Raw genomic sequence first — 12,280 nt, 5'->3', positions numbered from 1 at the left:
ATTCGTAAGGCAGAACCTGCGCGCATCACGCGCGAACGCCGGTCGCATCAGCTGCAAACAAGGACGGGACGAGGCCGCTGTCATGGCAATCGCGGCAGCCCTGCCGGGTAGGCGCGCCGCGCGGCCCGGGAAGGCGGCGGGGTCACTCGCCTCCGTCTACACTGTGCGTTTTTTTTGGATCGGGGCGTGTCCATGGATGACGAAAACGATAGCGCGGTGCTCGAGGCGCACGTCGGTACGCGCAGCCCCTGCTGGCGTCTCGGCAGCGACAGCAATGCACTCGAACTGGCCGCGGTCCGCGGCCTGACCAACGTCGCGGTCGCGCTGACGGTCGAACAGGCTGCGCGCATCCGCGCGCTGACCGGCGTCACGTCGCACCTCGTGCTCGAAATCGTGCTGTTCGGCAGCCCGGTCAGCCTCCATCTCGTCGGCAGGAAGGTCAATACGGTCGACTGGGCCGGCACGGCGTCCGCCTATTCCGATACCGAGTCGGTCGCCGGCGACCTGTCGCACGGGCTCGCGTTCGCCGAACAGGTCGTGTCGGAAGTGAATTCGCTCGTCGTGATCCTCGACCGCAACGGGATGGTGCAGCGCTTCAACCGCCTGTGCGAGGAAGTGACGGGCAAGCGCGAGGTCGACGTGATCGGCCGCAGCGCGTTCGAGCTGTTCATGAGCCCGGAGCAGGGTGCGCAGTCGCGCACCAACATCACGGGCTTCTTCGCGAGCAACCAGCCGTTCGCGGTCGAGCGCTACATCAACACGGTCAACGGGCCGCGCCTGTTCCAGTTCCGCAACAAGTTCGTGCAGAGCGGCAGCGGCGTCGAAGAGCAGTTCCTGATCTGCTCGGGCATCGACATCACCGAGGAGCGCAACGCGCAGCACCGGCTCACCGAGCTCGCGAACACCGACGTGCTCACCGGGTTGCCGAACCGCCATGCGATCAGCGAGCGCATCCATGCGGCGATCGCGCAGGAGGACGCCAATACGCACGGCCAGGTCGGCATCCTGTTCCTCGATCTCGACAACTTCAAGCGCGTCAACGATCACTACGGGCACATCACCGGCGACCGCCTGCTGCAGGACGTGTCGGCGATCATCAGCGGCTGCCTGCCGTCCGGCGCGACGCTCGCGCGGCTCGGCGGCGACGAATTCCTCGTGCTGTTCGAACACGGCACGCGCCCGCTGCTCGAGGCGACCGCGCAGATCATCCTCGAACGGCTGCGCACGCCGATCCATCTCGGGCTGATGGAGGTCTACACGAGCTGCTCGATCGGCATCGCGATGTATCCGCAGCACGGCGATTCGCTGGAGACGCTGATCCGCTGCGCCGACACCGCGATGTACGTCGCGAAGGAGGAAGGCAAGCATACGTATCGCGTGTTCTCGCTCGAGATGAACCAGAAGGTCGCGAAGTACATGTGGCTCGACACGAACCTGCGCAAGGCGCTCGAGGAAGAGCAGTTCGTGCTGTACTACCAGCCGGTCGTCGACATCGCGACGGGCGACGTGCATGCCGTCGAGGCGCTGATCCGCTGGCAGTCGCCCGATCGCGGCCTCGTCGCGCCGATCGAGTTCATCCGTTTCGCGGAAGAGTCGGGGCTGATCGCGCCGCTCGGGCGCTGGGTGATGCGCACCGCGGCTGCGCAGGCCGCCGCGTGGAAGGCGAAGGGGCTCGGCATCCGGATCGCGGTGAACGTGTCCGCGCGGCAGTTGCAGGACATGAACATCGTCCACCAGTTCGCGTCGATTCTCGACGGCGCGGGGCTGAAGCCCGGCCTGCTCGACATCGAGCTGACCGAGAGCTGCTTCATCGAGGACGAGGAGGCGGCCATCGGGCTGATGCGGCAGTTCCGCCAGCTCGGCGCGGAGATCCATCTCGACGATTTCGGCACCGGCTATTCGTCGCTGTCGCAGTTGTCGCGTCTGCCGCTCGACGCGATCAAGCTCGATCGCACCTTCATCACGGCCATCGACCGCAATCCGCGCTCGCAGGCGCTGGTGCGCTCGGTCGTGTCGCTCGCGAAGGCGCTGAATTTCGCGGTGGTCGCCGAAGGCGTCGAAACGCATGCGGAAGCCGAATTCCTCAAGCAGCTCGACGTCGATCACGCGCAGGGCTACTACTACGCGCGGCCGATGCCGGCGCAGGCGTTCGAGGCGTGGCTCGCGGAGACGAGAAAGCTCAGGCTGATCGCCTGAGCGTCGTTCCGGAAAAAGGCGCCGCCGGCCATCGGCGGCGCCCGTCGCATTACACCGTGCGCAGCTTCGACACGCGCCGGTTCTGCAGCATCACCAGGCGTTCCATGTACGCGAGGTCCTTCGGCTCGATCGTGAACGCCGCATGCACCCACGCTTCCGTGATGTCCATCAGCTCCGAGCGCGACAGCTGGAACACGCGTTCGCGGGCGCGCAGCATCGCGCGGATGCCGTTCAGCTTCGGCTTCGCCACGTCGATGAAGGTGCGCGTCGTCAGATACGCATCACCGGCGTCGAACGTCTCGTCGATCAGCCCCTGATCTTCGTACCACTCGGCCGCATGCGTTTCGCCGGTCGCGATCAGCGATTCCGCGAGGCCGCGGTTCGCCTTGCGCGCGACGAGCGAATAGCCGCCCATGCCCGGGAACAGGTTGAACGCGATCTCGGGGAACCCGAGTTTCACGCCCTTCTGCGCGAGCACGTAGTGATGCGCGAGTGCGGCCTCGAAGCCGCCGCCGAGCGCGCTGCCCTCGACCATCGCGATCGAGATCGCGCCGGTGCCGAAGCCCGTGTAGATCTCGTACACGCCGTCGATGCACGAGCGCGCGTAGGCCATCAGTTGATCGCGCCGGCCGCTGCGGATCGCGTCGACGAAGAAGCTCAGGTCGCCGCCGACGTTGAACAGCTCGGGGACGAGCGAGCCCGTCACCCAGAAGTCGAACGTGAGGCCCGAGTCGCGTGCGACGCGCGCGAGATGGATGATGTCGGTGACGAGTTGTTGGTTGAAACACGGCCGCGGCTCCGATCGCAGCATCATCCACATGACATTACGGCCTTCTTCGTAGAAGGCGGTCAGTTGCGAGAGTTCGCCGGCTTCGTAAAACGGGCGGCATGCCGGATGAGATTGGAGTTGCATGGTATGTCCTCGTGAGTTGTGGTTTTTGACGCGCGCCGCGCCAGGCGCCATGCGGGAATCGGGTCGCCTGCATGGCGCCTGGCGCGAGGCATCGCCATTGTTGCCCGCGCACAAATGTCGAATTGCGGGGAAAAACGCACGACCGGGACGCCGGCGCGGATCGCGTTCGGGCGAAGCGACGGGGGGCGACGGACGGCGGAACGAGGTGCCGAGGTCGGCGGGTCGGAGGGGGCGGGCGCGGGGCGCGGCGGCGACGACGCGGCCGGCGTCGCCGGTCGCTGACGCGCCGAAAACGGCGTCCTGACGCCGATCAGTCGTTGCGGGTTCGGGCGACCGGCGTAGGGGCGGCTCGTCTCGCCGGGAGCGTGAGGGATCGCGCGGCGCGCATGGCCGCGCGGTGTCGATCGGTTCCGAATGCTGCCGCATCGAGATGCCGCGCCGTCGGCAAGATGCCGAACCCGCTCACACCCAGCCACGCGAGCGCAGTCACGCGGTCAACCGATGTCGAAAGCGCCGTCGATCGGCACGATGGCTCCTTCCCGATGGCGCGGCTTGACGCTCGCCGGCACGTCGCCCACACTGGCTCGCACGACGGCCCGCGTGCGGGTGGCGCGGGCGGCCGTCATGCACGCGTCACGCGGGACGACTTCCGCACGGCGCGCGGCGCCGACGTCCGGCAACGAACGCGCGGAGAACTTCGACGTGGTGCGTTTTCCTTCCCGATGGACCGCCTGCCTGTTCGCGTGCGCCGTGGCGTTCGGCGCGGGTACGGCCGTGGCCGACACGGGCGACGCGGACCCTTTGCATGACATGCCCGACGCGGCGGATGCCGCGCCCGTCACGCTCGTCAGCGACGTCCACGAATTCGTGATCCAGCACGACGGTTCGCTCGACGAGCACGACGATTCGACGCTGCGCGCGAACGACGCGAACGGCATCGACGCGGTCGCGCAGCGCTACGTCTGGTTCGACAAGAATCTCGAGAAGGTCGAGCTGCTCGCGGCCGAGACGATCGACCGCGACGGCGTCGCGCATCCGGTCGGCGCGGACGCCATCCGCGACGTGCAGGAGCCGCGCTCGGCGGGCGCGCCGACGTTCCAGGACGGCCTGCTGCGCACCGTCGTGTTCCCCGGCGTCGAGGCCGGGTCGAGCACCCGCGTCGCGTTCCGCAAGACCCGCACGAAGCCGGTCAATCGCGGCTACTTCGGCTACACCGTCGAGCCGTCGCGCGAGCCGGTCGACAGCCAGCGGCTGATCTTCGACCTGCCGGCCGACATGCCGCTGTATGCGGATGCGCGCGGCTACGTCGCGCTGCCGCCCGTCACGGCGAACGGCCGCACGCGCTACGAATTCGACTACCGGCATGGCGCGTACGATCGCATCGAGCGCGGCGCGGTCGGCTACCCGACCTACGGCGACCGGCTCGTCGTGTCGACGCTGCCCGACTACGCGGCGTTCGCCGCGCGCTACCGCAACGCCGCCGTCGACCCGAGCGCGAACGATCCGGCGGTCGTGCAACTGGCGCGCGCGCTCACGGCGAATGCCGCCGATCCGCGCGACAAGGCGCGCATCCTGTACGACTGGGTGCAGGCAAACGTGCGCTACGTCGGGCTGTTTCTCGGCGAAACGGCCGCCGCGCCGCATCGCGTGACCGACATCCTGCGCAACCGCTACGGCGACTGCAAGGATCACGTCGCGCTGTTCGGCGCGTTGCTCGCGGCGGTCGGCATTCGGAGCGAGCCGGTGCTGATCAATCTCGGCGCGGTGTACACGCTGCCGTCGGTGCCCGGCTACGGCGGCGGCGCGATCAATCATGCGATCACGTGGCTGCCCGATCTCGCGCTCTACGCGGATACGACGACGGCCGGCATCGCGTTCGGCTACTTGCCGCCGATCGTGATGGATCGCCCGGCGCTGCTCGTCGATACGGGCGTGCTGTCGCGCACGCCGGCCACGCAGCCGCGCGCCCGCACCGCGCGGATCGCGATCGATGCCGCGCAGCCGGGCGCCGCGCGTGTTCAGGCGTATGTGCGGGACGACGGCTGGACCGCCGAACTCGAACGCAACCTGTTTCGCCGCGCGCCGCGCGACCGCATTGCGCAACTGGCGAACGAGCGCCTGCGGCAAAGCGGCCTGCGCGGCCGCGCGCAACTGTCGACCAGCGACCGGCGCGTGACCGACGGGCCGTTCGACGTGACCATGACCGGCACGCTCGATCATGTCGTGTGGCCGGACGGCACGACCGCGTTGCCGGCGCTGTCGAGCCTGACGGGCGGTATCGCGACGCAGGTCGAGACGTGGCTGGCCGAGCCCGTCCGCACGCAGCCGTGGGGCTGCATCGGCGGCACGTTCGACGAGAGCGGCCAGATCGCGCTGCCGGCGGGCGTGGTGCTGACCGACCTGCCGACCGATGCGGCCGTGCACGACCGCTTCGTCGATTTCACGTCCCATTACGTGTTCGATGCGGCCGCGCGCGTCGTGCAGGTCACGCGGCGGATGAACGCGGATTTCGGCCGTCAGGTGTGCACGCCGGACGAGTTCGCGGCGCTGCGCGCGTCGCTCGAGCGCATCGAGCGCGACACGCAGGCGCAGATCGTCGTGCGGGCGAAACAGCGTTGAGCGGCGCGGGCACGGCATTCGCTCCGAACCGGCGAGTGAGCGCCATTGCCGACGCGCAGGAGGACATCATGACGGAACGGGATCACGAGATCGCCGAACTTTCGAAGGAATTGCTGGGCAGGATCGTGCAAGGCACGGTCGCGGCCGGCGCGGCAGTCGATGTGGAGCACTGCGCGGCGCTCGCCGTGCAGTGCGCGACGGCGCTGGTCGACAGGCTCGACGCGTTGAAGTGACGCAGGGCGGCGCGGCGGCGCGCGTCGGGCGTTACGCTTCGGCGGGCACGTCGCCGTCCGCGCGCACGGCGCCCGGCGGCTTGCCGACCACGCGCTTGAACGCGCGGCTGAACGCGGCGAGCGAACCGTAGCCGAGCCGGTACGCGACCGCTTCGATCGTCTCGCCCTCGCGCGCGATCCACTGCGCGGCCAGCCGCATCCGCAGCTCGGTCAGGTAGCGCACGGGCGTCATCCCGGTCGCCGCAAGGAAGCGCTCGGCGAACACCGAGCGCGACACGCCCGCTTCGGTCGCGAGCTCCGCGACGCTCCAGTTGCGGCCCGGGTCGCGATGCAGCGCGACGATCGCGCGGCCGAGCTTCGGCTCGCGCAGCGCTTGGACCCAGCCGGTCGCGTCGCCGCATCCGCACTCGACCCAGCCGCGCACGATGAACGCGGCGACCACGTCCGCGAGCCGCGCGAGGATGCCCGCGAAGCCCGCGCGCGCCGTGCACGCTTCGCGCTCCATCGCGTCGAGCATCGGGCGAATTTCCGGGTAGCGGGCAAGCAGCGTGCCCACGTGCATGAACGCGGGCATCGTGCCGACCAGCGGCTGCATGCCGCCCAGGTCGAGTTCCATGCACGCGCTGAAGATCAGCGCATCGCCGGCGCCCGGCTCCGTCGCCGCGCAGGTCGCGGGCGACACGCCGGCCGACGCCACCGACGCGACCGTATCGCAGATCTTCGCGATCTCGAAGCCGTTGATCTCGCGGCACGGCACGTCCGGATCGGACACTAGCGCGTGCATGCCGCCGTGCGGCAACAGGATCGCGTCGCCGGCCTCGAGCCGCATCGTCTCGCCCGACGCGTCGCGCAGCAGCACCGGCCCGCGCACGACGAAATGGAACTGCGCGCGGCCCGGCGCATGGCCGAAATTCAGCCCGAACGGCCGCGCGACCTGGATGCGGCGGTACTGGACGCCGCTCAGGCGCATCCCCAGCAGCAGCTCGCTGACGAGGTCGTGCGCATCGGGAATCGGGGGCAGAAGGGGATCGGGCATAACGAGATACGGACGTTCGATCAACAAGAACGGATTGTATGTCATAGACCGTCCTGTCGCTGTTCCTTACGATACGCCTTTATCAGTACTTTCCCTAGCCGACACGGAACCCCGCATGAATCCCGGAATCTCCTCGGCCGCCTCGACGGCGGCCCCCCGCGAACCGGCCTGGGGCGCGGTATTCGCGATGACGCTCGGCGTGTTCGGGCTCGTCACGGCCGAATTCCTGCCGGCGAGCCTGCTCACGCCGATGGCCGACAGCCTCGGCGTGACCGAAGGCGTGGCCGGACAGGCCGTCACGGCCACGGCCACGGTCGCGCTCGTCACGAGCCTGCTGATCTCGGCGCTCACGCGCACGATCGACCGGCGGCGCGTGCTGCTCGTGTTCTCGGTGCTGCTCGTCGTATCGAACCTCGCCGTCGCGTTCGCGCCGAACTTGGGCGTGCTGCTGTTCGGCCGCGTCGTGCTCGGCATCGCGCTCGGCGGCTTCTGGACGATGGCGACCGCCACCGCGATGCGGCTCGTACCGACGGCGATGGTGCCGCGCGCGCTGTCGATCATCTTCAGCGGCGTGGCGGTCGCGACGATTGCATCCGCGCCGATGGGCAGCTACTTCGGTCACCTGATCGGCTGGCGCAACGTGTTCCTGATCGCGGCCGTGCTCGGCGGCATCGCGTTCGTGTCGCAGATCCTCACGCTGCCGTCGATGCCGCCGAGCGGCACCACGCGGCTGCGCACGCTGATCGACGTGCTGCGCCGGCCGACCGTCGGCCTCGGGATGTTCGCGACGATCCTCGTGTTCACCGGGCATTTCGCGTTCTTCACGTATCTGCGGCCGTTCCTCGAACAGGTGGCGGGCGTCGGCGTGAACGGGCTGTCCGCGATCCTGCTCGGCTACGGCATCGCGAACTTCGTCGGCACGTCGCTCGCGGGCCGCGTGCTCGAACACCGGCTGCGGCCGATGCTGATCGGCATGCCGGCGTTGATGGTCGTGCTCGGCATCGCGCTGGTCGTGCTCGGCCGCGCGCCGATGATCGACGCGGTGCTGGTCGCGTTGTGGGGGATGGCGTTCGGCGGCGTGCCGGTCGCGTGGTCGACGTGGGTCACGCGCACCGTGCCCGACGAGGCCGAGAGCGCGGGCGGGTTGATCGTCGCGGCGATCCAGCTTGCGATCGCGACGGGCGCGGCCGCCGGCGGCGTCGTGTTCGACGCGAACGGCGCGGCGGGCGTGTTCGTCGGCGCGGCGATCGTGCTGGCGGTGGCGGTCGCGACGATCGTGACCGGCGTGCCGAAGCGGGTCGGCGTGGTCGCGTCCTGAGCGGCCCGGCGGCCCGGCGGCCCGCGCTGCACGGGCTGCCGGGCGACCGTCCTTGCGTCAGGCGCCGCTGGCGATGCGGTCGAGTTCCGCGAGCGCGTCGGCCGGCAGATCGAGATCGGCCGCCGCGAGATTCTCGCGCAGATGCGCGACCGACGACGTGCCCGGAATCAGCAGGAGATTCGGCGCGCGACGCAGCAGCCACGCAAGCGCGACCTGCATCGGCGTCGCGCCGATCCGGGCCGCGACGCCGGACAGCGTCGACGACTGCAGCGGCGAGAAGCCGCCGAGCGGAAAGTACGGCACGTACGCGATGCCGTCGCGGGCCAGCGCGTCGATCAGCGCATCGTCGCCGCGATGCGCGATGTTGTAATGGTTCTGCACGCAGACGATGTCGCAGATCCGCCGGCCTTGCGCGACCTGCGCCGGCGTGACGTTGCTCAGGCCGATGTGCCGGACGAGCCCGCGCCGCTGCAGCTCGACGAGCGTGGTCAGCGGCGCTTCGATCGATCCCTCGGCCGGCCCGTGCGTGTCGAACATGATGCGCAGGTTGACGACGTCGAGCACGTCGAGCCCCAGGTTGCGCAGGTTGTCGTGCACGGCCCGTTCGAGTTCGTCGGGCGCGAAGGCGGGGAGCCACGATGCGTCGTCGCCGCGTCGCGCGCCGATCTTGGTGACGATCACGAGATCGTCGCGATACGGATGCAACGCGTCGCGAATCAACTGGTTCGTGACGTGCGGGCCGTAGAAGTCGCTGGTGTCGAGATGATCGACGCCGGATTCGACGGCTTCGCGCAATACGGTCAATGCGGCCTCGCGATCTTTCGGCGGGCCGAATACACCGGGGCCCGCAAGCTGCATCGCGCCGTAGCCGATCCGTTTGACGTCGCGATCGCCCAGCTTGAAGGTGGCGGTGTGGCGAATGTCGGGCATGACTTTGCTCCTGTCGAAGAGATGAATGCGTTCAGCATAAGGACGCGTCGGCTGCGCGATAAGCGGGCATAATTCGCGCGGGCTGTACGAAAAGGCGAACAATGCAAACCGATCTGGGCGATCTGAACGCGTTCATGGCCGTCGCACGCGCGAGCGGCTTCCGCGACGCCGCTCGCATGACGGGCCTCAGCGCGTCGGGGCTGAGCGAGGCCGTGCGCCGGCTGGAAACGCGGCTCGGCGTACGGCTGCTGCACCGCACGACGCGCAGCGTCGTGCCCACCGAAGCCGGCGAGCGCCTGCTCGCGCGTCTCGGGCCCGCCCTGACCGAAGTGGCGGCGGCGCTCGACGGTATCGATGAATTCCGCGGCCGACCGGCCGGCACGCTGAAGCTCAACGTGCCGGTCAGCGCATCGCGGCTCGTGTTGCCGGCGATCGTGCCGCGCTTTCTCGATGCGTATCCGGACATCCGGCTGGAGGTGACGGCCGACGAAAGTTTCGTCGACGTGCTGGCGGCCGGATGCGACGCGGGCATCCGCTACGACGAACGGCTCGAACAGGACATGATCGCGGTGCCGATCGGCCCGCGCATCCAGCGGTTCGCGACCGCGGCGGCACCCGGCTATCTCGACCGGCATGGCCGGCCGCAACATCCGCGCGACCTGTTCGGCCATCGGTGCCTGCGCGGGCGTTTCGCAAGCGGCGCGATGCCGCCGTGGGAATTCGAGCGCGACGGCGAGGTCGTGCGGGTCGAGCCGCCGGCCGGGCCGCTGCTGGTCCAGATCGGCGGGGCGACGGAGCTGATGGTCGATGCGGCGATCGCCGGGACGGGCATCCTGCATCTGTTCGAGGACTGGGTGCGTCCGCATTTCGACAGCGGCGTGCTCGAACCCGTGCTCGAACCATGGTGGCGGCCGTTCTCGGGGCCTTTTCTGTATTACCCGGGGCGGCGTCTCGTGCCGCCGGCGCTACGCGCGTTCATCGATTTCATCAAGGCATCCTGAGCATAGGCCGGCGCGCCGTGGCGTGCGCGTCGAGCAGGGGCCGCGCGCCGTCGTTGCTGATGCAGCAGACCGCGCGCGCTGCACGCGCCGCGGCCAGCGCGCGAGCACCGACGCGCAGGAGCCGGCGCCGATTACACGGAATGCCGTCGTGTGATGTGCGGCAGGGCGCCTGCCCCCGCGAATCCGTTACCCGCCTTGCTTGACCAGCGCCGCCAGCGCTTTCATCGCCTGCAGATACGGATACGGCCCGTGACTGATGCGTGCCACGCCGTAATCGGCGAGTTCCGCGATCGTCGGTGTGTCCGACACGCGCATCACGTTCACCGGCAGCGGCGACGCGGCCGTCAGTGCGCGAATCAGCGCCGGTGCGCGCAGGCCCGGCACGAACAAGCCGTCGGCGCCGGCGGCCGCATACGCGCGGGCCCGCGCCAGCGTCGCGTCGAGCAAGCGTTCGTCGTGCGTATCGGCTGCGGCCGTGAAGAACACGTCGGTGCGCGCGTTGATGAAGTAGTCGGCGCCCGCGCGATCCGCCGCCTGCCGGGCTGCCGCGAGGCGGGCCGCCGCTTCGTCGACGTCGCGCAGTGCGCCCGTGGCCGGAAAACTGTCTTCGAGATTGCAGCCGATCGCGCCGGCCTGGATGCTGAGCGCGATCGTTTCGGCGACGTCCTCCGGCCGCTCGCCGTAGCCGCTTTCGAGATCGACGGTGACGGGCAAGTCCGTCGCGCGCACGATCCGCTCCAGCACGTCCATCATGAAGGCGCGCGGCATCTGCTCGCCGTCGGCGAAGCCGTTGGCCGCCGCGACCGACCAACTGCCGGTGGCCAGTGCGACGGCGCCCGCGTCGGCCGCCGTACGCGCACTGCCGGCATCCCAGACGTTGAACAGCGCCAGCGGTTGGCCCGCGCGGTGAAGCGACCGGAAAATCGCGCCTTTCTCGTTGTTGCCCATGCTCGTCTCCTGATGGGTGGATACCGGACCGGTTGTCGTGCCGAGCGATATTGCCACCGAATCGGGCGGTGCGATCCGCGCGGCGCTTCAGTCGCGTGAGCCCGGTTCGATCGACAGCGTGCGCAACTGGCCGCGCAACTGGTCGACTTCGCCCGGCGCGAACGGTCGCTCGATCTCGGCGTGCGCCTGCTGCCACAGCGGGAACGCTTCGGCCAGCAGGTCGTGCCCGTCCGGCGTCAGCGAGAGCAGGCGGCTGCGTCCGTCGTCGGGATCCTGGACGATCGTGACGAGGCCGCGCCGCTCGAGCGGCTTGAGCGCGGCCGTGAGCGTGGTGCGGTCCATCGCGAGCAGCGACGCGACCGATTTCATCGGCGCCGGTTGCGGCCGGTTCAACGACATCAGCAGCGAAAACTGGCCGTTGGTGAGGTCGAGCGGGCGCAGCACCTCGTCGAAGATGCGCGCGAGATTGCGGGCCGCGCGCTGCATGTGCAGGCACAGGCAGCAATCGCGCACCATCAGCGTCGTTTCGAAGGGAAGCTTTTCTTTTCGTGCCATGTTGCAATTGTGTTGATATCAACCTATCTTGTCAACGTCGAGGCGCGGCAACCTGCCGCGTCCGTCATCGGAGGAGAAGGCATGAGTGCGCAACAACAGTTGTATCTCGCCGTATTTCTCGGGAGCCAGGATAGCCCGGCGATGAAGGCATGGCTCGCGCTGCCGGAGGACGAGCGGCGCACGCGCGAGCGCGACGGCATCGCCGCATGGCATGCGTGGGTCGACCGGCATCGCGACGCGATCGTCGAGCTGGGCGGGCCGCTCGGCAAGACCAAGGCCATCGATGCAGGCGGCATCCGCGACACGACCAATGCGTTGACCGGCTTTACCGTCGTGCGGGCGGCGTCGCACGATGCGGCCGCCGCGCTGTTCGACGGGCATCCGCATTTCACGCTGTTCCCGGGCGAGTCGGTCGACGTGATGCCGGTGCTCGCGATTCCCGGCGCGTGAGCGGCACGTGATGCCCTGCGACGCGCGTCGCTTCGTTCGATGCGCAGTGGCCCGGCATGCAGACATTTTCCCGACATTCTG

General features: G+C 69.1%; 11 protein-coding genes. 6 read left to right on the top strand and 5 right to left on the bottom strand.

All coding sequences use genetic code 11. The features are described 5' to 3' along the window. Positions 1 to 192 precede the first annotated feature (192 nt). Positions 193 to 2,196, top strand: coding sequence for a cyclic di-GMP phosphodiesterase (gene pdeR / locus AC3IFE_RS15750; protein WP_301737636.1), 2,004 nt, complete (start codon positions 193 to 195; stop codon positions 2,194 to 2,196). Between the two features lie 49 nt (positions 2,197 to 2,245). On the opposite strand, the gene AC3IFE_RS15745 is transcribed toward pdeR, so the two are convergent. Then, positions 2,246 to 3,109 carry a crotonase/enoyl-CoA hydratase family protein gene (locus AC3IFE_RS15745; protein ID WP_089469070.1) on the bottom strand — a complete coding sequence of 288 codons (864 nt, stop codon included), beginning with the start codon at positions 3,107 to 3,109 and terminating at the stop codon, positions 2,246 to 2,248. A 702-nt stretch (positions 3,110 to 3,811) separates the two neighbouring features. Here AC3IFE_RS15745 and AC3IFE_RS15740 point away from each other — a divergent pair. Both AC3IFE_RS15740 and AC3IFE_RS15735 read left to right on the top strand, forming a co-directional pair. After that, positions 3,812 to 5,728, top strand: a complete 1,917-nt coding sequence (locus tag AC3IFE_RS15740; RefSeq protein ID WP_489191054.1) for a DUF3857 domain-containing transglutaminase family protein — start codon at positions 3,812 to 3,814, stop codon at positions 5,726 to 5,728. Further along, positions 5,725 to 5,961, top strand: a complete 237-nt coding sequence (locus tag AC3IFE_RS15735) for a hypothetical protein (protein WP_489191056.1) — start codon at positions 5,725 to 5,727, stop codon at positions 5,959 to 5,961. Before AC3IFE_RS15740 ends, AC3IFE_RS15735 begins: the two co-directional genes overlap by 4 nt. A 31-nt stretch (positions 5,962 to 5,992) precedes the next feature. Here the strand turns inward: AC3IFE_RS15735 and AC3IFE_RS15730 are convergent, their stop codons facing one another. After that, positions 5,993 to 7,042, bottom strand: a complete 1,050-nt coding sequence (locus tag AC3IFE_RS15730; protein ID WP_489191052.1) for an AraC family transcriptional regulator — start codon at positions 7,040 to 7,042, stop codon at positions 5,993 to 5,995. A 70-nt stretch (positions 7,043 to 7,112) separates the two neighbouring features. Here AC3IFE_RS15730 and AC3IFE_RS15725 point away from each other — a divergent pair, with 70 nt between their 5' ends. Further along, a complete protein-coding gene (locus AC3IFE_RS15725; RefSeq protein WP_301737639.1) occupies positions 7,113 to 8,315 on the top strand; it encodes an MFS transporter in 1,203 nt (400 codons plus the stop codon). 57 nt (positions 8,316 to 8,372) lie between these two features. Here the strand turns inward: AC3IFE_RS15725 and AC3IFE_RS15720 are convergent, their stop codons facing one another. Continuing rightward, positions 8,373 to 9,245 carry an aldo/keto reductase family oxidoreductase gene (locus AC3IFE_RS15720; protein ID WP_489191051.1) on the bottom strand — a complete coding sequence of 291 codons (873 nt, stop codon included), beginning with the start codon at positions 9,243 to 9,245 and terminating at the stop codon, positions 8,373 to 8,375. 101 nt (positions 9,246 to 9,346) lie between these two features. Here AC3IFE_RS15720 and AC3IFE_RS15715 point away from each other — a divergent pair, with 101 nt between their 5' ends. Next, on the top strand, positions 9,347 to 10,246 hold the full coding sequence (locus AC3IFE_RS15715) for a LysR family transcriptional regulator (protein WP_301737641.1): 900 nt from the start codon (positions 9,347 to 9,349) through the stop codon (positions 10,244 to 10,246). Between the two features lie 186 nt (positions 10,247 to 10,432). On the opposite strand, the gene AC3IFE_RS15710 is transcribed toward AC3IFE_RS15715, so the two are convergent. Together AC3IFE_RS15710 and AC3IFE_RS15705 are read right to left on the bottom strand one after the other, a co-directional pair. Then, the gene (locus AC3IFE_RS15710) at positions 10,433 to 11,194 is read right to left on the bottom strand and encodes an isocitrate lyase/PEP mutase family protein (RefSeq protein ID WP_489191050.1); all 762 of its coding nucleotides are present in this window, start codon (positions 11,192 to 11,194) and stop codon (positions 10,433 to 10,435) included. Positions 11,195 to 11,281: 87 nt separating this feature from the next. Continuing rightward, a complete protein-coding gene (locus AC3IFE_RS15705) occupies positions 11,282 to 11,749 on the bottom strand; it encodes a MarR family winged helix-turn-helix transcriptional regulator (protein WP_089469077.1) in 468 nt (155 codons plus the stop codon). Positions 11,750 to 11,830: 81 nt separating this feature from the next. On the opposite strand from AC3IFE_RS15705, the gene AC3IFE_RS15700 reads away from it, so the two are divergent. After that, the gene (locus AC3IFE_RS15700; protein ID WP_089469078.1) at positions 11,831 to 12,199 is read left to right on the top strand and encodes a YciI family protein; all 369 of its coding nucleotides are present in this window, start codon (positions 11,831 to 11,833) and stop codon (positions 12,197 to 12,199) included. The last annotated feature ends 81 nt before the right edge of the window (positions 12,200 to 12,280 follow it).

The sequence above is a fragment of the Burkholderia sp. APQ4-4ca genome (genome assembly GCF_057837105.1).
This window is presented reverse-complemented; position numbering and strand designations above follow the sequence as displayed.